Genomic DNA, 23982 nt, shown 5'->3' on the forward strand with positions numbered 1-23982 from the left:
GATGATCGAATCTATTAGACGGCTACACGCCAAATTGATCGGCAGTATTGCTGACACACCGCTCCAAACCAGAATATTTCATGAAGTAAGTGTTATCGCTATGATCGGTCTTCCTCTGGCATTACTGGTAAATGGTTTCATAAAGGTACCATTGGTCAATTTAGCACTTTCGGCTACCTGGATTGTGATTGTAGCGATGTACATCAATTCCAGATATTATGGTCGGTTGCAGCTTAGCTTCATTTTATTTAGTGTCGGCACCAGTGTATTCATGGTATTTAATTACTTCATAAATTCAGGTATACATGGCCCCACATTAATACTTTACCTACTCTCGTTGGTATTTACATTGGCCGTAATGCCCACTCGTCAGTATGTATTTTGGATGCTGATCAATGTGGGGATTGTTGTTGGATTATTGCTGGTTGAATACTATAACACTGAATTGATCGAAGTCACCTACGCAAAGCGCAGTGATTTATTTGTTGACATGGCAACGACTTACATCTTCGTAGTCGCGTGTATAGGCGTCGTGCTCTCCTATCTGATCAACAGTTATCAACGGGAAAAGAATAATGCGCTGAAATCTTCCCTGGCTTTAAAAGAAGCTAATGATTCTAAGACAAGGTTATTGTCAATTTTGTCTCATGACTTACGTTCTCCCCTCAATTCTATTGCAATTTTCCTGGAGACCCTTAATGAACATGAATTATCGGCAGATGAGCGCCGATTTCTGGAAAGTAACCTGCTTAACGAGACGAAAAACACACAGGTAATGCTGCACAATTTATTAAACTGGACAAAATCGCAAATGGATGGTGGCATCAGCGTAAACATGGTGAACTTGAACTTATCCGAAGTTGTATCGACCTGTCTACTTGTACAACATGCGGCAGCGGATATAAAGAATGTTGTAATCCGCGTGAATATTGATCCGGAAATTGAGCTCAGTGCCGACTTAGACATGCTAAAGTTGGTCATCAGGAACCTGATAAATAATGCAATAAAGTTTACCCTGCCTGGAGGAGAAATTCAGATCTACAGTTCTTATGATTTCGGCCATGTCAAGCTGCACATAAGGGATAATGGCGTGGGCATTCCAATGGCAAAACAGGACGATCTTTTTAAGATGAATGCAGCATCGACTTATGGTACCAACAACGAAAAAGGTGTAGGCCTGGGCTTGATCTTATGTAAAGAGTATACCGAGTTGCAGAAAGGCAAAATCAGCTTCAATAGTGTACCAGGAAATGGAACAACCTTCACATTGGAATTTGCTGCAAAGAGCCCCAACTTTTGAGTGTCAGTCCACTTTCGTTGAGGCTCTTGGTGTGAATTTGTATAAAGCACTGGACACCCTCTTTTAAAATTTCTAGTCTTACACGCCTGCAAAAATCAGCAAACCAAGCCCAGCGATAAAAAAGCAAAACATTGCGATTAACAAGCTATTGGTACCTCGGGGCGAATTACGAAATTCTTTCCAAATGAAAACACCCCATAATGCAGCTATAAGTGTTGCTCCCTGTCCCAATCCATACGATATAGCAGGGCCCGCTTTTCCCGCAGCGATCAGATTCAACGAATTTCCCAGTCCCCAAATCAAACCACCCAATACACCTGTTAAATGTGTACTAAAACTTCCTGAAAAATAAGCTTTATAATTAGTCGGTTCACCTACAATCGGTCTTCTTATAAGGATCGTGTTAAACAGAAAATTGCTTAAAAAGATACCAAGTGAAAAAACAAATACGGCTGTATAAGGAGTCATTTTACCAGCAGCGGGCGATACAAAGTTCTCAAGGTCCATAGAAGCTGCTATAAAGTGGTAGAAGAAAGCCATCAGTACACCTGCGGTGATGCAGATTCCAATCCCTTTTGCTGACACTTTTTTCTGCTCTCCTGTACTTTTTCTTTTATAGGCCACGGCATTTAGAAATATCGCCACAACAATTAATATCACCCCAGCAAATAACAAAATGGGGTCTCCTTTTTGCGAACCGGCATAATTAATCAACACTCCTAAAACCAATGCTAAGCCTATGGCTAATGGAAAGGCGACAGACATACCTGCTATGGCTATAGCTGCAGACAATAAAATATTTGCGGCGTTAAAAATTACGCCTCCAAACAAGGCACTTGTTATATTTGAGCTGTCCGCCTGTTTAAGATCGGTCAGAAAATCACGTCCCTGATGACCGACACTGCCCATTGTAAAAGCAGAAATTACTGAAAAAAGTAAAATCCCTATTACATAATCCCAATAAAATAGTTCAAAGCGCCATGTTTTCCCGGCCATTTTTTGTGTATTAGCCCATGATCCCCAACACAGCATAGTGATAAGGCAAAATACGACTGCAAGTGAGTAACTTTCAATAATAAACATAGTGTCTTTTTTAAAATTCTGGTTTATGGTATAAAAATTTCATTTCTTGATGGTGCAGATGATTGTGCACCCAAACGGGTTACAGATATTGCAGAAGCATTACAGGCAAAAGTCACTGCATCCTGAATACTTTTGTTTTCTGATAAAGCTACGGCAAAGGCCCCATTGAACACATCACCAGCAGCAGTGGTATCTATTGCTTCCACAACCGGGGCATGAGTATGCATAAATTCGTTATCATGGAATATCAAAGCCCCTTCTCTTCCTAAAGTAATGATCACTGTTTCAACACCTTTTCCTTTGATAATCTGAGCTGCTTTCTTTGCACTTTCTATATCATTTACAGCTATACCGGATAATATTTCAGCCTCAGTTCTATTAGGCGTAATAACGGAAATATTACTTAAGAAGGCATCCGATAAGCTGCAGGCAGGTGCAGGATTCAGCACAACTTTTACACCTTTGGCCGCCGCCATTTGTACAACATGCACTACCGTTGCTAAAGGAATTTCCAATTGAATCAAAACTATTTTTGCCTGGTCAATTAACTGCTCAATATTCACGAGATCGTTTACACTAAGCGTTGCGTTTGCACCAGATGCAACGACAATACAGTTTTCAGCATTCTGATCCACTGTAATCAGAGCTACACCTGAGGGGTTATCTGGGTCAGATAAAATATGATCAGTATTAATTCCTTCTTCCTCGAAAAGTTGCTTAGACTGTCTGCCAAAGATATCATTTCCAATTTTACATATAAACGTTACATTTCCGCCAAGTCTGGCGGCTGCAACTGCCTGATTCGCGCCCTTTCCTCCAGGGTTCATAAAGAAAACTCCACCCAGAGTCGTTTCTCCTGCAACGGGTAGGTGTTCAGTTTTTATAACCATATCTGTGTTTGAGCTTCCTACAACTAAAATCATTGGATTCATTTTTTAATTTCTTTTATTATTTAAAATAGATTCAGCATACGTTCAACATTTTATAATTTAATACTGAACCTTGATCACGTTTACTGGCCCGGTTAAGCCCGATCGCTCGTATTTGTTATGCGCAGGGAGATTAATGACATCCGTGCGTGTTAACCTGTCCTTCGCATCAAGTTTGCTATCTCCTATTAAGCGGTTTATCCAGGTGTTCACCACCTCTATCTCCACATTATTCTTTCCTTCTTTAATAACTTTTGAAACATCAACCTGCCAGGGGGCTGTCCATACTGAACCTACATCCTGACCATTGATCTTAATTCTGGCCATTCCATTAATATGCCCTGTATTCAGGAAGATTGTTCCTTCCCGATCCACCTTCTTCAGGCTAAAGGTTGACTTATATACAGCTGATCCAGAAAAGTTTTTTATACGCTCATCCCTGTGGTCCGACCAGCTAATCAATTCATTAAACACAATAGGTTTTTCCGGGCCTCCGGATATCGGAGAATTGAGAAAACTGACTTCCCACGGAGCAGATAAAGTAAGCAGGTGCCTGCCTACAGGAAAATTCTCCCGTATGCCTGAATTCTTCTTCGATTCACCTTTATTAAAAACCACAAAACCACTTTGATTGGTTTCAAGTCTGAATGAAATGGACGTTTTACCATCAGCATTACTAAAAACGGGTAAGTCTCTCTTGGTTCCGGTCGCCGGATCCCACCAGTAAGGCTGAGCATTAGCCACTCTAAATACAGCAGAGAATTCAACATCACCATCAGACTGATTGGTCATAAAATATAGCTCATTTGCTTCGGTACTTCGATGGGTATATAATATTTTATTACCGACACTAGATTTCAGGTCGGGAGCCAGACCGATATAGTCCAGTGCTTCCTGCATAGAAATACCTTCCATAACCAGGCCATTACCATATTTTCTTATTCCTTTCTTCAGTATTGTTCCGCCCCATAAATTTTGTGCAAGCGTTCTAATACGTTTATCAGCTTCCGGATAATCCTGTAGACTAGGCGATCTTTCCGGAGCTTTTCCCAATACTACGGCACCATCCTTTACAAGTGACCCAATTTTCTCCAGCAAAGCTGGACGCATGGTTTTAAGTGGCGGAAGAACCAACAGGCTATACTGTACACCGTCGGGCAATAAGAGTTTTCGATTTCTAACAGTTATCCTGTTTAGTATCACATCTGCATTAATGTAATCATAGGAGTAGCCTTCAGGCAATTCAGGATTTCTAATCCCTGTCATCTTAGGTGCATCTTCTCCGATAAAATAAGCAACATCATTTACCGGAGTTCCCTGCTGAAGTAAATAATTACATCTCCTCAAATAATCTATAAAAGCTGCTCCCTGATAAAACCAGGTATTTTTTCTGTTAAACTCTGTACTAAACCATGCATTCAGACCGGGATAATTTGATTCGTCGGGCTGGTGGACATAAAGGTGCAATAAAGTCTGATTCACGCCTTCTGTAAAAGACCAATCCCCCCTTTTTTTCAATAAGGCCGGATATCGGCTATATGCTCCACCGCCAGCAGTAAAAGATTCTGCCCAAACCCTGTTTTTACCGTAGATATGAGCCGCTGAAGATGCTGATTTATTCTCGATGTTTCCAAGTTCACCTTCGTTCCAAAATTCGCCTGCCACCTCATCAGACGCACCTCCATATTTTAAGAACTCTGACGGGAAACCCCAATGTCCATAATTTTCCAGCCAAAGTTTAAGGCCTGCTTTGTTACCAAGTTTCTTTAAACCTCCAACATATTCAGTAGCAACCAGATCAGCAACAAGTCTTCTAAGATCCCATAAAAATCTATCAGATTGATCAGCACTTCCGACAATATTACCTGTCAGTACCGGAAGCCAGGGCAAAGGATCATAGCCGTAAATTAGTTTAAAGGTACGCTGTAAACTATCAGTCCAATTTTGAGAGCCCATTTCATAGCTATCAGCAACTAAATATTTAAAAGTCTTGCGTTTTTCCTCCGGTATACGAGTCAGTACTTTTCCAATAAAGGAGTCAAAATGGGAAGCCAGTTTTTTATGGTCCATTTTATCCACTTCCAGCCCCTTTCCCTCTGGTGATGCCGGACTGTTCGTTACGCCTGTAGTTGCAAGGTAGTAATTCAAGATCAGCCACTTTCCAGCAGGCACCTTCCAGTTAAGTTGACCTTGTTGGTTTACAAACGATTTTAAATTGATTACTTTTTTCGGATCTATTATCAATTGAGCATCCTTAGTTTCCCCTTGTGTCTGCCATTGATATTCCGGCCAAAGCGGTAATGGAGTTGCGTACATCTTAGCCAATTGTTTTTCCATATAACGTTCCAGGTAAGCAGCCGGAGACAAATCGATCTCCTTGAATCCCGCTTGTCCCTCTATATGTTGTAATACAATCCTAAATTCATTTGAATTAACGGGATCGAGGGCGATAGTTAATGGTGCATAAGGGATAAAACCAACCTGTTTACTCGGATTAATCCTATTTATATTAAACGTTTTAATTGTTTCCATTTTTCCGTTGCGCATTGCTTGTAGTAGTGCATCGGCAGAGAATGGTACTTCAGCAGGATGCAGAACCAGACTTCGAATGGTTAAAGCTTTTTTCAGCTTGATATTGATACTACAGCTTTTGACACCTGAAGAGAGCATAGATGAGGTTGCAAAATTACCATCCGTCAAATTTGATATATTATTGATATTTGCATCTGCTGTCAGTTGTGGCTGATAAGACTTCAGATCAAAATCAGCATAATCAGGAGCGGGTACAGCAAGTGTAAATAAATAACTCGTATCTGTATTTGCCGGCATTACATTCATATCAAGTTGCTGCCCCCCTTTTACCATTAACCTGCTGCTTGTAATATAGCGCATGGAAGATGTCGGTTTTATCCAGGGCCCTCCGCTCTGGCTCCATCCCGGACTATTGAACATTCCCAAAGTAATTCCGTTCTTAGTTGCTGTTTCCATAGCCACCTCAGTCGCTTTCCACCATTGGTCAGAAAATAATTTTACATCTCCAAAAGAGGTACCTTCTTCTTTAGAAAGCCCTATATTACCTATGAATGCGCCACCAATACCCACCTTTTTCATTGCTTCCAGATCCTTTACCACGCCAGCTGGTGAGATATGATCGTTTATCCAATACCAATAGACATAAGGCCTCACAGAATCCGGTGGAGTTAAAAATCCTTTTGAAAGTGTTGAATTTTCCGCTTTAAATTGAGCTGCCAGATTAAAAACACCAAATAAGGAAATCAATAAAATCAGTCCGGTTCTTAGGGTATATTTGTTTAATTCGTTCATGTTTTATTTATCAATTGTTACCAATAGTGTCTGCCATTTATCAAGGTGCAGTTCCAATACATTTCCATTGTTTGTAATCCGGGTATTCCCAGGTATAACGAGTCCGGATACCGGGTCCCAGACCATCAAACTTTTATCAGATTTTTTAAAAGTTACTTTTACATCCTGTGCTTTATCCGCTGCATTCACAAACAGATATACTTCTGCTGCTTTACCAGACTTAGCCAATGCAACAATATTTTCAGTTCCAGCTTCAATTCGATATCCCGAATCTGTATCAGCCGAAATTTGCGAAGCAATCTGAGTTAGATTATCCGAAAAAACGATATTGTTGTAAGCGCTAAATTTTTCTCTAAGGTCGATGGCCTCAAGTTCAAATCCATTCCCATTTAGCAAGGCCACCTCAGTATTCTGGAAATAAAGGTTTATGCCCTGACCTGCAAGCCTGATCAAATGATCCAGCTGTTCTTTCTGCAATACCGCCAGCTTTGGAATAATCAATTTTTTAATTTCTTTTCCGGCTTCAGCCAACTTTTCACGGTCTATATAATTGAAGTCAATATGCTGATCAACCAGTGCCAGCCCGAGTTCGGTAAAATTATCGCTTAAAAACAATGCTTCTTTATCGAAATGTTCCCTTCCAATGGATAAGGGAATTAAGGTTTTAGCCCAGATGCTCTCAATTGGATAATACACCGCAACTTGTGGTTGTCTTTTTCCCTGGTCCAGCAAATAAGCAACCCTACCAATGTAATTTGTAAACTGTTTATTCTCTTCGACACTCATTTTATCATGCCTGTAATAAGAATTAAACCGATCAACTCCATAGGCAAATTGAATACCTACTGCAGCCATTTGACCATTTATACCAGCATTATTGCTATCGAATGCACTGGATATTTCACTCATTACCTGTTTTTTCCCATATGTATCTGCAACCGAAGAAGCGAATTTAGCAGTCGTAACGCCCCAACGTTTTGCGATCAATGGATAAGCGGTAAGTAGATCTATCCCCGGAAACTGCATATGCTTATACATTTCCATCAAACTTCCTTCAAAAATCGGATGGTAAAACAAGTCCTCTTCCAACAGTAGATGCCCGGATGATGCAACATTATTCTTTGCTGCAAATTCCTCCAGCGGTTTAAAATAACATTCCGCTACCAGCTCCATTAATGTCTGATAATAATCTATCCTGACCTTAAATGCAGTTGCCGATTGCCCTTCCACCAGATAGGGAAGCTTATTAAACAAGTCATATCCTCTTCTTCTTTTAAACTCAGTCAGCAAACTTTCACTCCAATTTAAGGTTGGAAAGGCCGGAATGTTAAAATCTGGCTGATCGCGGACTCCAGGTGTTACAGGTGGTTTGTTGTTCAAAAAATGGGTTCCGACTAAGGATGGTTCATCTGTAAAAAAAGCTTCAATTCCTTTCCCAAAGTAGTCGCCGACATGATGTTTATATTGTTCATGTGTAACCTTAATGAAATCGGCTGTAGCTTTCTTTTCCAATAAATTCACCATTTTCCGCTGCTCAAACCAATTGTGTGTAGCGTGGGTATTTTCATAAAAAGGTTTCTGTACAAAGTACTGCACTTTCCAGTTCCCTTTCCCTTTAGGGGCTGACCACTTCAGGTTCCCTCTTGCATCGGTATACTTTCTAAGATCAATTATTGCATTAGTACCAAATCCAGTTTCAGGATAAGCAAATGCCGCCAGGAATTTGGTATGTCCATGCGGAAATGCTATAACTAGCTGCTTTCCTTTATTCACGACTTTGGATATAACGGACAGACCAAGTGCCTGAGCAGAAGGATCATCTTTCAATACTATACCGCCGGCTGCACCGCTCGGATATCCCTTTTCGTCATAAATCCATATCCTTAAATCCAGTTTATCAATTGCATAAGCAATATCGGAACGAAATTTCTCCCAGTTTTGTGTTGAGCTCAGGTAATCCTGATAGGATACGTTCGTAACTACACCACCATAGCCCAACTCTTTTAAATTTCTGATCAGGGTAGTATCCAGATGTTCATGAATGATCCTTAAAGGCCGGTACTTCAATGCAGGATTTTGGAAGCCTTGAACATCAATATTACTTTTCAGCTCCGTTATTCTGGAATTCGCAGTCATGACTAATTCTACAAAGCGGTTTTTAATTTTACTGCGTTCTGATTCGCCGGGTGTATGTAGAAAATAGTGCTTTCCCTTATCCCCCTCTTTAAACTCCGTATAGCCCTGCTCATCCACTATAAATTTACCTGGCACACTTTGTTTAAAATAGTGTGCTGATTTTTCTATCGCAAACAAGACAGAAGTAAGGTCCCAGGTTTCCCTGTTATAGGGCATCGTAATGTACTCCTTGTAGGCGGTAACCAACGGTTGGTTCCCTCGATAACCAAGGTTAGCTTCAATAGCTGATGCAGGAAAATGAACACTTGCTCCTACTTCAAACGGACTAACATAAATAACTGTCGGCCAACGATTAAAAATTTTCCTGGCAGCAGGAAGATCACTGATCACATTGAATTCTTTTTGCCTTCGCGTACTAAAATTCCCCGCCATTGTACTCAAAAATTTCACCTTTCGTTTTACCAGTTCTAAACCATTCAATTTTGAATATTGATCTGATTTAGATTCCAGTAATTTCGCAAGATTTGTAGAGAAACCTACCGAAATAATTACAACTGAAGTGTCTTTAGCTTTGGCCAACATACGCCGATAAAAGTGAACAGCAGTTTCAACATCGCTATAATTTTTTATGCTGCTCGAGTACAGCAACTGGCCTTGTTCCTTATACTCCATCACCCTTCTGGCAAAGCTCTTAGCTTCAACTTCACCCTCGACACCCTTTTGTACTGTTGCTATGGGTAACTGGCTGTAACCATACTGGCGCCGCATTAGATCTATAAATTGTAAGGAACTTAAACTTTGTTTATTATTACTGATACCAAGGAAATTAATTTTTCCCTGATCTGCGTATCTGAAAAGCATAGCGAGTGCGAGCCCATCATCCACATCATTTCCCATATCAGTTTCAAAAATTACCGGAGTGGGTATGTTTTTTTGCGCCTTGCAAGGGATGGCCTCAGCCACCCCGAAAGCAAGAACGATAAAGAATATCTTTATTGACTTAGATTTAAACACCTTCATACTTCTCCTTAATTAATTATTTTGACGTGTTGAACCTGGAAATATCCATTAACAGGTGTTCCAGGAGTAGCATTAGAGGGATCAATGCGTAATTGCTTTAATGTTCCCGTCCATCCTGGAACAGTACTCACATCTATGGTATAAGTTGTAAAATCAGAATAAGGATTCAATGCAAAAGACACCTGTTTCGCATTATTCCATGTCAGATCAGTAGTCGTAGTAAAATAAACCTGTCCGATCGTTTGCGGAGAAGAGTTCTTGATCCTGACCACTACATATCGGCAGTTTGCGAGACTGAGATTCAGGTTATCACCGGATAGTACAAATGCATCGGCCCCGGTTATCTTTCCACCTATATAATTCCCGGCAGCGGCAGACCAGCCAAAATTATTAATCTGCTGTCCGGCTGTCCAACCTTCTGAAGCTGACATGAAATTCCATCCCTGACTACCTACATGTATATAATCCACACTAAAATTACCTGCAGTGTTACTGCCAGGAACCGCATTTGAAGGATCTATCCTCAACTGTTTAAGTGTTCCCTGCCAGGTTGGAATATCAGCCATATTGATGGTATAATTGGTAAGGGAGCTGTTCGCAACCATTGCAAAGTCCTTTCTTTTATCCTCAGACCAGCCGGTACTTGCTGTAGTTGTAAAATAAACCTGTCCAACGGTATTCGCGGAAGCATTGCTGATGCCAATCTGAACAAGTTTTTCAGTGCCCATATTATACCCCACAGAGTTTGCTGAAAGTATAAAAGCATCATTTCCAGTCAGAGTTCCACCTATTTTACCTGCATTGTTCCATCCGAAACCACTGATATCATTTCCAGATGTCCAACCTTCAGCACCTGCAGCAAATGACCAGACTTTCACCTCATTGCTCAGCCATTTTTTTGCGGCCTGCACAAATGGGCTTGTGGGACTATGCGATACGGCGAAAGCCGAACCTGCAGGTTCTCTTCCCCAGCCGAATACAGCAACCATAGCAGCTCCATGACCAAACATATCACCAAAATAGGCATCAGCCTGTGCAAAAGAGCCGTTCACACCAATGCTATAACCTTCTGCATTGGCAAAATTTTTCTGTTGTGGATCCACCAGATTGATCTCTGCTGTTAAGGTGTTCAGGTTATAAGGACAGCTTACCGGTGAAAGCGTGAAACCGGGTGTTGAGTAATTGTTAACAGCGGTCCAGATTGGTGGCGCAAATGTGGTCGATAAACTGGGTTGACTGGACTTTACCCCCACTATATGTGAAAAGATCTTTTCCCTTGGAATCCCGGTGTCATAAGCTGTTTTAGCTAAAAACTCAGAATAATCATGGATCACCTGATATAGTCTATCCTTGTTATAAGCCGTGTAACCTAAGGTATGCAACGCCGCATATCCGAGTTTTCCTGCCTCCCAGCTTTGCATCTGGTCCCCTAATATTGCATTTACTGGCAGCGAAGAGGGATTCACATTATAAAGCGTATTATCAGTCGAATAATCGGGAATATGTGTTTCCCAGCCAATAGCCATTCCTGCAAACAAGTAGCCCTTTCCATTTGCTTTTAGCTGGTTATACCGTGTATTCAGTACCGACAATACACCATTTTCAAGCTGACTTTTTACAAAAGCTCTGAAGCCCGGCGATTGCAGGTTTGGGAAAGCCTGGGCATGCATCCAGGCACCCCAGTTGAACCAGAAATAAGGAAGGCGACCGTTAGATTGCCCACCCCATGTTTCTGTTCCCGAAGGAAATGATACCCATTCGCACCATGACGGATCATTGTAAAATTTAGGCATAGCATTTCCGCCAAACTCAGTCGTATAATTATTGATATCATCCAGCTGGAAATATACCGGAACGTTGTATTTTTCTGCAATATCAAAAGCTTTATTAATCTGGTATTGCATCTGCTGAACCGATTGCGTGAGCAACATTGGCCCGGGCAAACCAAATGCGTATTTATAAGGAGCGTCTGTGTTAACTGGTCCGAAAATCTGTGGAAGTTCCCCTACAAACGTATAGGCCGAATTTGCATCTTTACCTGTGTTTTCGCTATCAGCCTGATCAACGCTGGTATTAGTTAGAAAAAAAACAATATAACGTTCCTGTGCGGCGGTTAACGATGTACTACCGATATTTTGCACTTCATTTGCTTTGACAGTTTCTTTATTTTCAGCATTAGGCTTTTTACAGCCCAAAGCAGTGGCAACTAAAAGCGTTAAGCTGATAAGTTTTATGACAACCATAACTATTTAATTAAAGTTTACATTCGGTTCAGGTGATGTTTACCAACCAGGGTTCTGGTTGAGGTTAAAGTCCGGAATTATAGCAGTTTCCTTGATTGGAATAGGCATAATCAGAAACTTATCACTCCATGCATTTCTGCGTTCAGTTACAAAGCGGGCATAAGTAAAGCTATTGTTCGGTTGCTTTGTAATCTCCATACCAGTAACCAGTTTATCTGTCTTATCCAGTATTTTCCATCTGCGTACATCCCAGAAACGGTGTTCTTCAAAAGCGAGCTCTACCCCACGTTCCTTGCGGATACGGTTCTGAAATTCCTGTTGTGATAAAGTGGTTGGAAAATTGGGCATATTCGCCCTAAACCTCACTTTATTGACTGCGTTTTGCGCTATTGTGGTTGGTCCGTTGGCTTCATTTTCTGCCTCCGCGAGATTAAGATAAAGTTCTGCCAGGCGGTATTTTTTCCAGCGCGTATCTTCTGGCTGGCCCGATTGTAAACGAGGATCAATAAATTTACGTAAATAATAACCTGTGCGTGTAAAGGCCCAACCTATAGGTGCTTTCAATAACTGATCCGCCCCACCTACATAAGTTTCCATAATATGTACATTTCCTGCTATATTATCATAAGCAGCCCCATTGTACCAAACGGTCGCATAAAATCTCGGATCGCGCCCAACATAAGGCTGCGAAGGATCATATCCCGAGGCTGGATTGAGGATCGGCTGTGTATGATCTAAATCCTGATAGCCTGTAATAACCGGCTCACCTGTAGCTTGCATATCGTAACTGTCTACCAATTCCTGGCTTGGAGTAGCCCCCACCTTAAACATTCCAGGTTTACTTGGAATACTATTGATGATACTGAATACAGGATCTACTTGCCCCTCGAAAACCTCGTAAATTGTTTCTTTATCCCTTGGTGAAGTGCTGATATCGGTTTTGCTCAGAAAATAATCTCCATAATTGTCTACCAACGCATAACCTTGTGTGGTCAGCGCATTGATGGCACTCTGTGCCGCCAGTGACGCAGCTTCCCATTTACTTTTATCGTTAGCGGCATTCCACAACGGACTGGCATTATACAACAAAGCCTGAGACTTTACCGCGTAGGCTACCGCTTTTGTAAACCGTCCGCGCTCTGCTTCCGTGGTAATACGCATTGGCATACTGTTGTTCGCAATAACTTCATCACACTCTTTTACAATAAAATTTACACAATCCTGGAAAGCCGGACGTTTAAGCGTTGTATAATCAAAATCATTTGTGAAGGGTGCCGTTACCACAGGCATGGGACCGTATTCTTTAATGAGTTCCCAGTAATAAAACGCACGCAATAACTGCGCTTCCGCACGAAAACGCTCCCTGTTGGTTGCACTCGGGATATTGGCAGTCTGGATGTTTTGCAGGAATACGTTCGCATCTCTGATACCTGCCCAGAAAGTACCATAATGATAAACACCTTTACCTCTCTCCTGGTGTGCGTGCAAAGGACTGCCGCTGGCATTCAGACTACCTGCCGACCAAGCCATTACCGCACCACTGTAAGCATAAGCCTCATCAGAAAAAGGTGCCAGGAAATCAAAAAAACCGTACTTCCAGAAGTAACTTGGCATTTGTCCGTAAACTCTGTTCAGATAAGCCTCTGTTCGTTTCTCATCTTTAAATATATCATCAAGTGTTGTCCGGCCATCAGGTGTGATGTTCAGATAATCTTTCGTACAGCCCGCTGCCAGGAAAGAAAGCAACATAAAAATTCTTAAAATATTTTTCATCTTATCTTCTGATTAAAAAGTGAAGTTTACACCAAAATTATACAGCCTAGTAATCGGGTAGTCGCGACTGTTCGTCAGCTCCGGATCAAACTCCGTTGTGGGTAGTTTATCCCAAGTAAAGAGGTTCAGGCCGTTGGCATAAATACGCAAACGTTTCGCGCCAATCGCACTGCTCCATTTGGATGGCAAACTATAGCCAATTTCCATGTTTTTTAATCTCAGATAGCTCGCATTGAGAATGAAAAATGAGTTTGGCCTTTCATTGGGATTAGATTGGGTAGAAATACGGGGATAATTGATTGGTAATCCGTTTGCCGCACGTTCTGCTGTCCAACTCTCCAGATGCCTGGACACATAGTTTTTGTCAGCAAAAACTCCTTGATCACTATAATAGTTAGAAACACTTGAAATACCCTGAAACAAGACACTAAAATCCAATCCTTTATAAGTCAGGTTAAATGCTGCTCCATACTGATATTCAGGAACGGTTGAATACCCAATCGGTGCCATATCTCTTTCATTGATCAGATTATCGTTGTTCAGGTCCTTGTATTTAAAATCACCTGGCCTGGATTCATGCCCGCCTACATTTTGCACAGGAGAATTGGCGATGTCATTCGCATCGGTAAAATACCGGTCTACCTGATATCCAAACATCTGTCCTATCCGGTAACCGGTTTCCCTATAGCGGTAAGCATAATCTTCGGGTAGCAGAGGTTCATCCGCATAAATTTGTCTATTTGTCGCATAATTCAGATTAACACGGGCCAATACAGACAGATCCTTGCTGAAGGATTTCTTATAATTCAATTCAACTTCAAATCCTTTGTTTTCTACCACACCTATATTTACCGGTGGCAATACTGAGATAGGAAGTCCGTTCAGTTCCGGAATCGTTCCCCTGTTACGCAAGATGTTGTCTCTCTTTTCATAAAACACATCAGCTACCAGATTAAACTGGTTAAATAATCCCATCTCCAACCCGAGATTGTATTTTTTTGCAACCTCCCATTGTAACTGCGCGTTTTTTAATAAATTATAATTGATGGTTTGAGCATTGCCCAGGCTACCGGAGAAACCGCCTCCAACAACCTGTATATCATCCAGGTATAAAAACCTTCTGCTTCCTATGCGGTCGTTACCCACTTTACCGAACGAACCTCTTAATTTCAACAGATTCACGACAGGATTATTCTGTAGAAACGACTCATTGGAGATGAGCCAGCTGGCGGAAACTGCCGGAAAAAATCCGAAACGCTGGCCCTCGGCAAATTGTTCAGATCCGTTGTAACCTGCATTAAACTCCAGAAAGTACCGCGAGTTGTAGCCATAGGTAAATCTGGAAGCCAGTCCCATTAACTTGAACGGCAACTCATTATTGATTACATTATTTTGTTGCTGATACAGCAACATACCTGAAAAATCATGTTTTCCAATAGTTTTTGCATAATTTATGAAACCCTGAAAATTAGATAAGGTTTCAAAATTCCGTCCTCCGCCAATGGATAATGGGGTATTCTGGTCATTATTGAACGGCCGATAATACACGCTGTCGCGCCCGTCCGCTCCTTGTAAATTAGGATTAATGATCTGTATGTATTTTTCATACTTCCTTGTCGCCTCAAGATTATTAACTGTGCGTGCATCGAATGAAACCACCGCCCTTGCCGATAAACCTTTGGTAATAAAGTCAAGATTTTGCTCCATACCATAAGTAGCCAATACATTACTCCTTTTCTGCTGTGTATAGCCAGAACGGTTGATTAAACCATATGCAGGATGGTCGATATCAGAATAGGTAATCACCTGTCCATCAGGTGTGAGAGGGCCGGGTACAACCGCTGGCATCCGGTTCATAAAATAGATGATCCAATCCGTTGGATTGTCACCACCCAAAGCATAAGGACTATTTCGCTGCTCCAGGTAACCTGCTACATTTAAAAATGCTTTTAAATTCTTATTCAGCTGAATATCAATATTAGATCTGAAGTTATAACGGTTAAGTTTAAAGCTCGGATCGTAACTAAGGTCTTTTTCAGTATTAAACTGTCCTCCCTGATTGAGATACCCGGCATTTACAAAATACTTCGTGGTTTTACTTGCCCCCGAGACATTCAGGTTATAGCGTTGCTGATAAGAATAATCTTTAATCAGCAATTTACGCCAGTCTGTATTTGCGTAACGCAGGGGGTCTTCCTGAGATTTATAATATTCCAATGACTTGCTTGAATATTCCGCAGGTAGACCGTCGTTTGTTAGTGCCAGATTTTTTAATGTTGCAAAGTCATAAGCATTAACCGGACTGATAAAGCGTGGAAAATCCTGCGCGCCGGCTTCTGCTACAAAATTGATTTCCGGAGTTTCAGAAGTTCCTCTTTTTGTAGTCACCAAAATAACACCGTTAGCTCCTCTAACCCCAAAAATAGCTGTAGATGAGGCATCCTTTAAGATTGTCACCGACTCCACCTCATTCGGATCAATATAAGTCAGATCACGCTCAATTCCGTCTACGAGGATGATGGGGCTTTGCGCGTTTACTGTTCCCTGTCCGCGGATGAACAACTGCGTAATGTCCCGACCAGGCTGACCACTACGTTGGATGGAAGTTAATCCAGGTAATCTTCCTGCCAGGGTTACCGCTAAATTTGCTGCAGGACTTTGTTTAATTTCTTTGGTTTTAATAGAAGAGATTGCCCCGGTAACCGTTTCCTTTTTTTGTGTACCGTAGGCTACGACAACCACCTCATCCAGACCACCCGCTACGGCGATCAGCGAGACATTAATATTGCTCTCCGTTCCAACAGTAATTTCTTGTGTCTGGTAACCGATATAACTAAATACCAGTACCGATCCAGGTTCAACCTGAATAGTATAACTTCCTTCCGAATTGGTAACGGTTCCCGTTTTGGTCCCCTTTATCAGGACAGACACTCCAATAAGTGTTTCTCCTGTCTCATCCTTCACTTTACCTGTAACAGGCTTTTGTTCTGTCCTTACAGATGGTTTGTCCAGGGAGGGTTTGATGACTACCGTTTTATCCTTGATCTGATAGATCAATGGCTGTGCGGTAAAAATCTTATTCAGCGCCTCCTCGATGGTTACATCATTGAGCTGTGCCGTTACCGGCTTTGCTCTACCGAGTACCTCTTTTTTGATATACAGAAAATTATAGCCGCTTTGTTTTCTCAGCTGTTCTATAACGTCCTGCAGATCGGCATTCTTTGATGAAAGGGTTATTCTCTGAGCAACGCTGGAAGCGCTTACCTGCATCAGACCCATCAGCAATAAAAACACAGTTATTCTCATAACTAATAATATTTTTTCATATCGGCCAGCTATGGGCATAGCGGTCTTGATAAAAGCATTTAAATTCATACTTTTGGTTGTTTGGGTTTATTCAAGATTTCTTTTCGATTATTTTATCCGGATTTGATCCAGGTATTGAATAGCCCAGGCCTATAACGTGGAAGTGGTGAGACACTTTCACGTTTTTATTGCACTAAGCTTCCCTAAAGGAGGTCAGGTAGGTCTTATTTTCATACGTCGTTTAGTATTTGGTTAAATATTTGGTTATTTACTTACTATAATTTTGTTTTTGATGATGCTGAATTTAACGAGGCCGGTAGACTGTAACATGTCCAGTAACTGGGTAATATCCTGATAGCGGGACACCGTTCCTTCCAGGCCGCTCTGCGGAATTTCTCCTTTATAAATAACCTCAACATCATACCAACGCGATACTTTGCGCATGATACTCTGAATGTTTTCATCTCTGAATTTAAAGAAACCCATTTTCCAGGCGATAGCCTCTTCTACATCCGCCTGACGGACATTGAGTCCATCCGCTGACAAAAGGGATTGTTCTCCTGGCTTCAGGATAGCCTGTTCTCCGCCCAGCGCTTTCCTGTCTGAATTAAATATTTGCACTTTTACACAGCCTTCAATCAAGGTCGTTTTTACATTGTTTTCGTTAGCATAAGCATTCACATTAAAATGTGTTCCTAAAACTTCAATCCGCTGTCCTTTGCTCTCTACGATGAAAGGATGCTTTTTATCCCTGGAAATCTCAAAATAAGCCTCGCCGGTCAACTCTATCTTTCTTGTTGCATGTTTTGCAAAACTTACCGGGTATTTAATTGTTGAAGCAGCGTTAAGCCAAACCTCACTCTGATCAGGTAAACGTATCCGATAAGTTTCTCCATTTGAAGTAGAAAGCGTATTCAGTTGATTAGAATTGTTAGCTGTACCGATTATTTCATAAACGATCTGACCATCTGCCGACTTTGAAATCTTTACACCAGCCTCTTTAGCAAGTTCACCGTTGGCAACATCAGAAAGGACTATTTTCTTCCCATTTGCCAGGGTAAGCGTAGCCCTGTTTTTTCCAGGCGCAATGGCATGAGCAACAGTTGGCTGATTTGATGACACGGAGGTTTTATGATTGAAAAAGAATAAAGCACTGCCCATTACAATCAATATACATGCGGCGGCAACCAGATATTTATAACCCACTGTTTTTTTATTCAGTTGTATGGTACGCATGCCCCCTTTATGTGAAAGTATGTCCTGCAGGATTTCCTGTTCATTCCGGATTTGCAAAGCAGATTTATCTTCAGCCATCGTGTCTGTCCATAGCTGGTCCCAATGCATTTTAAGCTCCTGCTCTGCATCTTCATCCTGCAACAACTGATCAAACTCTTGCTGCTCATCCTCGGAAGCTGTTTTTTGTTTAATCTTATGATAGAGAAATATAATTCTATTTGGTTCCATTATTACAAAGACACCCTACACCCGGCCACCGGGGGTATTGATTATAAAATAAATTGAAAAATTATTTGTTAGTGGCAAATTTCATCCCACATTGAAAATTGTTGAGCAAAACTAGTGGGACCTGCTGTTAAAAATAACATCAAGTAATAAATTTCTTGCGGAAATGGGCTACATACATTACAAAGACACCAGTTAGGATAATCAAGGGGGCGTTGGAAAATTAAAAAAGTTTTAAAATAGTGAGTATAGCAGCCACCCCGCTATGGTTACGCATCGCATTTCGTACAGATCGCAACGCTATTTTCATATATGACTGAACTGTTAACACTGAAATATTAAGTTGTTTAGCCGCTTCCTCATACTTCAACCCCTGAATCTGGCACAAATTATATACTTCACGTTGCTGGGCTGGTAATTTTGCAATGGCTTTTTCAAGCAAACCTTTAGCTTCATTTAACAATATTGTTTCTTCTGTTTCATTGCTTTCATCTTTCCAGTCAATGGTAGCTTCTTTATTTTTACCAGCCTCTCGCCTTAACTGTCTTAATCTGTTATAACAACGGTTTCGACACATTACCCTCAAGTAGCTTTCTATGTTATTTACATTAATCAATTCATCCCCTAACATCCAGATTTTTAACATCACTTCCTGCATCAATTCCTCGGCATAGGACTCCGAGTCGAGAATACGATAAGCAAAAAGAAAAACCGTTTTGCTATACCTATAGTAGAATAAGCTAAAAGCATGTTCATCACCTGCAGCTATCTTCTGCAACAGCTCGACATCATTATAATGCGGTTTTAGAACCATACAGGATAATATTTGCTATAAATAAAGGTAAAGATATATTGCGAAAAGGTATCGGCATTGAATAATTCCTAAACAACAAATCTATATATTTTTAAACAATGATACTTATTATTCGCCTAAATTGCATGAAGAGCTTATAGGAGTTTTTTTAAAAGCTAGGCTATCCAAGTGCTTAAAACAGTTTTGTATACACCCAGTAAATCGTCAATGTCTTAGATTGGTCTGAACGTCATCCATACATGCATGATCAACTAATTGCAGAATTTTTAAATGAAATACTTAAAAAAGCATTCGATTCTCCGAATAACACACTTTTTTTTACACATTTTTGCTACAAAGGCTGTGCTATATATGTGCCAGTTTATCTTAAAAAATGCAATTCAAATTCAGCTATTTTAACAGACAGCAGATGTCTTATTATTGTAATTAAAATTAACTTTCTAATTATTCTTTTTTCGATAATATACTTTTTAGTATACTTGCGTCGTAATATTAAAGCATATGTTGACGAAAGCTGAAAGAACAAAGCAATTTATACTGGAAACGGCTGCCCCCCTTTACAATGAGAAAGGAGTTTCTGGTGTCAATATAGACGATGTGCTATCTGCTACGAAGCTAACCAAAGGATGCCTTTACAGCCATTTCGAGAATAAAGATGACCTTTCCACTCAGGTAGTTGATCTGTTGCTTAAGAAGATATCGGACAGAATATATTTAGCAGTTTCAGAAAAAAAGACAGCTAAAGCGAAGATTTTCGCATTTCTGGATTTTCATAAGAACCCTATTGAAACCTACATTTCAGGAGGGTGTCCAATTTTCAATACCGCTGTTGATGCTGATGACAACTATCCTGTTATCAAGCAAAAAGTTGCAGCCGTGTTTAGAGCAGGACAGGAAGATATTGTCAACATACTTAAATTGGGTGTTAGCAACGGAGAGTTTTCATCACATTTAAATCCTGTTTCCTTCGCGTTTAAAATGGTTGCTGCGATAGAAGGCGGCATCATTATGTGCAGAACTATGGATACCGTAAAACCGATGCAAACGCTGATAAAAGATCTAAAATCGGATCTGGAACGATATAGTATTTAATTTTTTTAGCATAAAATAGACCAAAAAGTATATTATAAACAAATTAATAGAATTAAAACAATGAGGGTCAAAAGGATATACCAACTACCCCACTCTAAACAGTTAATAACAGATTTAAAAAGCATATTATGAAAACATCAGGAAACACCATCTTTATCAGCGGCGGAAGTGCCGGAATTGGCTTGGCCATTGCTAAAAAACTAAGTGCGGCAGGCAACAAAATTATTATCAACGGTCGTAATGAAGAACGTCTTCAAAGTGCATTGAAGGAACTGGACAATGCAATAGCTATAAAGGGAGATTTATCTTTACAATCTGACAGGATTAATATTGCAGCACAATTAAAAAGTAATCATCCAGATTTGAACATTATCATCAATAATGCAGGCGCTGCCTTTATAAATGATTTGAGCGATATCAATAACAATTCCGCAGAAAAAGCTTACCTGGAAATCAACACTAATTATATTAGTGTGATCGATTTTACCGCTTTAACTTTACCTCTGCTTCTGCAACAGGCAGAGGCCGCAATCATAAATATTTCTTCCATCGCCGTATTTAGATCAAACAAATACTTACCTACTTACTCGGCAAGTAAAGCAGCACTGCATAGCTACACACAGGGCCTTAGAGATACCTTTGCAGAAAATGACAAGTTGAATATCTATGAAGTATATCCACCGTTGGTGAACACCGAATTTTCAGCAGAAATTGGTGGTGCTAACGGCATTCCTCCTTCTGAAGTGGCTGATGAGTTATTTACAGCGCTTGAAAACAATCAATTTGAAGTTCCGGTAGGTGACTCTAAAAAAATCCATCAGTTGGTTGTTCCAGTATCAGAAAAATAGCCTTTAGATTGGTTCATCCGAAGAAAAGCCATCAACTTTTAAAACATTCAAATGAAAGCATTCAGGATAAATAAATATGATAAAAAGGGAGATCTTCAGCTAGCTGATGTCCCCGTTCCGATAATAAAGGATAATGAAGTCCTTGTGGAAATCCATGCTTCGGGTGTCAATCTGCTTGATTCTAAGATCAAGTCCGGTGAGTTTAAATTAATCTTGCCTTACAAGTTACCACTTACATTGGGGCATGATGTGGCAGGTGTGATTACGCAAGTTGGTGGACAGGTGAAAAAATTTAAGGTGGGCGACGAGGTTTATTCACGCCCGGCAGATCACCATATCGGAACCTTTGCAGATTACATTGCTATAAATGAAAAGGATGTGGCACTTAAACCTAAAAACCTCACGATGGAGGAGGCAGCGTCCATTCCATTGGTAGCACTTACTGCATGGCAGGCCTTGGTAGAAATAGCCCACCTGAAGAAAGACCAAAAAGTATTTATCCAGGCAGGTTCGGGCGGTGTTGGAACAATAGCTATTCAGCTGGCAAAGCATCTTGGTGCAACGGTAGCTACCACAGCAAGTGAAAAGAGCTTTGGAATGCTAAAGAACCTAGGCGCGGATGTTTTGATTGATTACAAAAAGGAAGATTTTGAAAGTATCCTGAAAGATTATGATGTGGTCTTAAATAGCCAGGACAATAAAACACTTGAAAAATCACTACGGATATTGAAACCAGGAGCAACGGCGATCTCCATTTCGGGTCCACCCACAGGAGATTTCGCCAAAGCAATAGGTGCACCATGGTTTGTAAAACTAATCTTATCATTAATCAGCTACGGTATCCGCAAAAAAGCAAAAAAATTAGGTATTGACTACTCGTTTCTGCTTATGAGGGCAGATGGCAGACAGCTACAGGAAATTTCGAAATTGATTGAACAGATTGCTATTAAACCAGTAGTAGATAAAGTATTTCCGTTTGATCAGACCAATGAGGCCTTGAAATATGTGGAAAGTGGACACGCCAAAGGAAAAGTGGTAGTGCGTAAAAGGGAGCGTTAACGTGATGTATCAAGTTGAGCAACTGCAAAATAACCCATCTGGCAATTGCTCAACTTGACAATTAATATCCTGTGTTTTGTATCAGTTTTGGATATGCGGTGATCGCTACTTCCGGGATAGGATTATTCGAATGAAAATTATGGTTTGTTCGGATCAATCCCAAAACTTGTGGAGCAAGAATGATTTTTCTGTTTTTAAGCATACAATTGCGTTAGTCTGTACAGGAAGAATTCTATGTTTTTTACACCTCTAAACAGGTTTCTAAAAGCCTTTATTTTTGCATTAAAAGATTCCGCTGAAGCATTAGTAGATCTGTTATCAAAGTAGTTCAATATAGTCTGATAATGGTTCTGTATCGACCTGGCAATTGTATTAAAAGATTTGAATCCCGTTTGTCGTACTTTTTCATGCCATTTGGCCAATCTCGCCAAGGCGAAGACTTTATCTGTTGTATTTTCAAAGATTTGACTAAGTCCAAAACTGAGTCCATAGGCTGTTTTAAGGTCAGGAAACCTTCCGAATAGGAGTTCTGCACGATCCTTTTGACTGTCTATCCAATCAGAAGGCTTTTTATATAATACATATCTGCTACGAGCCAGCAATTGCTTTATCGTATCTCCATTATGGAGTACTTCCGCTTGAAATGGCCGGCCTGTCTTTTTTGATCTTTCTATAGCTTCATTTTCCTGATCCATAGCTTCCCATCTGTGTTTGATCCGCATTTCCTGTAGCGCCTCGGTGGCCAGTTTCTGTACATGAAACCGATCTGTCACTCTGGTTGCCTGCGGAAAACAACGTTTGCAGATCAATTCCATATTACCTGCCATATCCAGGGTAACTTCAGTCACTTTTTTTCTTGCTCTTTCTGGAATTCGTTTCAGTACTGAGATGACTGTTTCGGCTTTGGTGCCTGCTACAATGGCAACAATAGCGCCTTTCTTACCTTTCGCTGATTTGTTGGTAAGGATGGTGTAAAGCTCACCATGAGATAGACTGGTTTCGTCTATAGAAAGCTGTTCACCTAGGTTTTCAGGATACAGCAGCCATTCTTTTGCATGTGATTTCTGATCCCAATTTTTAAAGTCACTGAGGTAATCACGATATTGACGAAGTAGATTCTTAGCTTTTACACCATAGAATGAACTGATGGCATCAACGCTACTCGGTGCTGTATCGATTGATTTCTTTTAAAAAAGCCGCGAAATCCCCAGTCATTCGCGTTCCCTTTTCTACTAAAGTCCAATTCCGATAAATCACCTTAGAAGTTTCTGTATTGAGCCATCGGCGTCTGCGGATATGAAAAAACACTTTATGTCCACGGATAGGAAAGTCTTGAATTACAATCTGAGGGAAAAAGCCTTTAGACAAAACTTTGATCCCATCCCATTCTAAGGGGGGATTATTCAACTCTTCGAGTTCGATATGGAAGGTTTCACTATCCTCAATAACCCCTTTGAATTCAAAATTCTCTAGTATAAAATCTGGCAGAAATAATCTGAGCAAGGATGCAGTAGCTGATGGCATAAATATAAAACGGTATAGAAATACAAAATTATAATTTTAACTCCTGCTCCACAAGTTTTGGGATTGATCC

Annotated in this window: 15 protein-coding genes; 4 read left to right on the forward strand and 11 right to left on the reverse strand. The window is 40.6% G+C overall.

All coding sequences use genetic code 11. The features are described 5' to 3' along the window. Position 1: 1 nt before the first annotated feature. Positions 2 to 1300, forward strand: coding sequence for a sensor histidine kinase (locus BLS35_RS14705; RefSeq protein WP_090782304.1), 1299 nt, complete (start codon positions 2 to 4; stop codon positions 1298 to 1300). 78 nt (positions 1301 to 1378) lie between these two features. Here BLS35_RS14705 and BLS35_RS14710 read toward each other — a convergent pair whose 3' ends face one another. From BLS35_RS14710 to BLS35_RS14750, 9 genes are all read right to left on the reverse strand, one after another. After that, positions 1379 to 2383, reverse strand: coding sequence for a GRP family sugar transporter (locus BLS35_RS14710; protein ID WP_090782306.1), 1005 nt, complete (start codon positions 2381 to 2383; stop codon positions 1379 to 1381). 23 nt (positions 2384 to 2406) lie between these two features. Next, positions 2407 to 3306, reverse strand: coding sequence for a ribokinase (rbsK, locus tag BLS35_RS14715; protein ID WP_207909192.1), 900 nt, complete (start codon positions 3304 to 3306; stop codon positions 2407 to 2409). 66 nt (positions 3307 to 3372) lie between these two features. Continuing rightward, complete coding sequence (locus BLS35_RS14720) at positions 3373 to 6636, reverse strand: glycosyl hydrolase (RefSeq protein ID WP_090782311.1); 3264 nt, start codon at positions 6634 to 6636, stop codon at positions 3373 to 3375. 3 nt (positions 6637 to 6639) lie between these two features. Next, the gene (locus BLS35_RS14725) at positions 6640 to 9792 is read right to left on the reverse strand and encodes a glycosyl hydrolase (protein WP_090782313.1); all 3153 of its coding nucleotides are present in this window, start codon (positions 9790 to 9792) and stop codon (positions 6640 to 6642) included. Positions 9793 to 9800: 8 nt separating this feature from the next. Continuing rightward, positions 9801 to 12035, reverse strand: coding sequence for a hypothetical protein (locus tag BLS35_RS14730; protein ID WP_090782315.1), 2235 nt, complete (start codon positions 12033 to 12035; stop codon positions 9801 to 9803). A 39-nt stretch (positions 12036 to 12074) separates the two neighbouring features. Next, positions 12075 to 13808, reverse strand: a complete 1734-nt coding sequence (locus BLS35_RS14735) for a RagB/SusD family nutrient uptake outer membrane protein (protein ID WP_090782317.1) — start codon at positions 13806 to 13808, stop codon at positions 12075 to 12077. Positions 13809 to 13820: 12 nt separating this feature from the next. Then, positions 13821 to 17183 carry a TonB-dependent receptor gene (locus tag BLS35_RS14740; protein WP_090782319.1) on the reverse strand — a complete coding sequence of 1121 codons (3363 nt, stop codon included), beginning with the start codon at positions 17181 to 17183 and terminating at the stop codon, positions 13821 to 13823. A gap of 195 nt (positions 17184 to 17378) precedes the next feature. Next, on the reverse strand, positions 17379 to 18578 hold the full coding sequence (locus BLS35_RS14745) for a FecR family protein (protein ID WP_090782321.1): 1200 nt from the start codon (positions 18576 to 18578) through the stop codon (positions 17379 to 17381). Between the two features lie 220 nt (positions 18579 to 18798). Continuing rightward, positions 18799 to 19389 (reverse strand): RNA polymerase sigma factor, encoded by a 591-nt coding sequence (locus BLS35_RS14750; RefSeq protein ID WP_090782323.1) that lies wholly within the window; start codon positions 19387 to 19389, stop codon positions 18799 to 18801. Positions 19390 to 19890: 501 nt separating this feature from the next. Between BLS35_RS14750 and BLS35_RS14755 the strand changes: the two genes are divergently transcribed. The 3 genes from BLS35_RS14755 to BLS35_RS14765 all read left to right on the forward strand — a co-directional run bounded on the left by BLS35_RS14755 (position 19891) and on the right by BLS35_RS14765 (position 22388). Next, positions 19891 to 20481: a TetR/AcrR family transcriptional regulator gene (locus BLS35_RS14755; protein WP_090782326.1), complete on the forward strand. Its 591-nt coding sequence runs from the start codon at positions 19891 to 19893 to the stop codon at positions 20479 to 20481. Between the two features lie 128 nt (positions 20482 to 20609). Then, positions 20610 to 21329 (forward strand): SDR family oxidoreductase, encoded by a 720-nt coding sequence (locus BLS35_RS14760; protein WP_090782327.1) that lies wholly within the window; start codon positions 20610 to 20612, stop codon positions 21327 to 21329. A gap of 51 nt (positions 21330 to 21380) precedes the next feature. Then, positions 21381 to 22388, forward strand: coding sequence for an NADP-dependent oxidoreductase (locus tag BLS35_RS14765; protein WP_090782329.1), 1008 nt, complete (start codon positions 21381 to 21383; stop codon positions 22386 to 22388). A gap of 194 nt (positions 22389 to 22582) precedes the next feature. Here BLS35_RS14765 and BLS35_RS14770 read toward each other — a convergent pair whose 3' ends face one another. Together BLS35_RS14770 and BLS35_RS14775 are read right to left on the reverse strand one after the other, a co-directional pair. Then, the gene (locus BLS35_RS14770; protein ID WP_371328247.1) at positions 22583 to 23566 is read right to left on the reverse strand and encodes an ISAon1 family transposase; all 984 of its coding nucleotides are present in this window, start codon (positions 23564 to 23566) and stop codon (positions 22583 to 22585) included. Continuing rightward, entirely contained in the window at positions 23547 to 23912 is a 366-nt protein-coding gene (locus BLS35_RS14775) for an ISAon1 family transposase N-terminal region protein (RefSeq protein WP_090782334.1), read from the reverse strand. Before BLS35_RS14775 ends, BLS35_RS14770 begins: the two co-directional genes overlap by 20 nt. Positions 23913 to 23982 lie beyond the last annotated feature (70 nt).

Origin of the sequence: Pedobacter sp. ok626 (genome assembly GCF_900100435.1) — a bacterium.
GTDB lineage: Bacteria > Bacteroidota > Bacteroidia > Sphingobacteriales > Sphingobacteriaceae > Pedobacter.

What these genes read in the sequence shown, in the direction of transcription:
- BLS35_RS14745 (WP_090782321.1), bottom strand. Translation starts at nt 18,578, where the DNA reads ATGGAACCAAATAGAATTATATTTCTCTATCATAAGATTAAACAAAAA.
- BLS35_RS14775 (WP_090782334.1), bottom strand. Translation starts at nt 23,912, where the DNA reads ATGCCATCAGCTACTGCATCCTTGCTCAGATTATTTCTGCCAGATTTT.
- BLS35_RS14725 (WP_090782313.1), bottom strand. Translation starts at nt 9,792, where the DNA reads ATGAAGGTGTTTAAATCTAAGTCAATAAAGATATTCTTTATCGTTCTT.
- BLS35_RS14760 (WP_090782327.1), top strand. Translation starts at nt 20,610, where the DNA reads ATGAAAACATCAGGAAACACCATCTTTATCAGCGGCGGAAGTGCCGGA.
- BLS35_RS14705 (WP_090782304.1), top strand. Translation starts at nt 2, where the DNA reads ATGATCGAATCTATTAGACGGCTACACGCCAAATTGATCGGCAGTATT.
- BLS35_RS14765 (WP_090782329.1), top strand. Translation starts at nt 21,381, where the DNA reads ATGAAAGCATTCAGGATAAATAAATATGATAAAAAGGGAGATCTTCAG.
- rbsK (WP_207909192.1), bottom strand. Translation starts at nt 3,306, where the DNA reads ATGATTTTAGTTGTAGGAAGCTCAAACACAGATATGGTTATAAAAACT.
- BLS35_RS14735 (WP_090782317.1), bottom strand. Translation starts at nt 13,808, where the DNA reads ATGAAAAATATTTTAAGAATTTTTATGTTGCTTTCTTTCCTGGCAGCG.
- BLS35_RS14755 (WP_090782326.1), top strand. Translation starts at nt 19,891, where the DNA reads ATGTTGACGAAAGCTGAAAGAACAAAGCAATTTATACTGGAAACGGCT.
- BLS35_RS14740 (WP_090782319.1), bottom strand. Translation starts at nt 17,183, where the DNA reads ATGAATTTAAATGCTTTTATCAAGACCGCTATGCCCATAGCTGGCCGA.
- BLS35_RS14730 (WP_090782315.1), bottom strand. Translation starts at nt 12,035, where the DNA reads ATGGTTGTCATAAAACTTATCAGCTTAACGCTTTTAGTTGCCACTGCT.
- BLS35_RS14750 (WP_090782323.1), bottom strand. Translation starts at nt 19,389, where the DNA reads ATGGTTCTAAAACCGCATTATAATGATGTCGAGCTGTTGCAGAAGATA.
- BLS35_RS14720 (WP_090782311.1), bottom strand. Translation starts at nt 6,636, where the DNA reads ATGAACGAATTAAACAAATATACCCTAAGAACCGGACTGATTTTATTG.
- BLS35_RS14710 (WP_090782306.1), bottom strand. Translation starts at nt 2,383, where the DNA reads ATGTTTATTATTGAAAGTTACTCACTTGCAGTCGTATTTTGCCTTATC.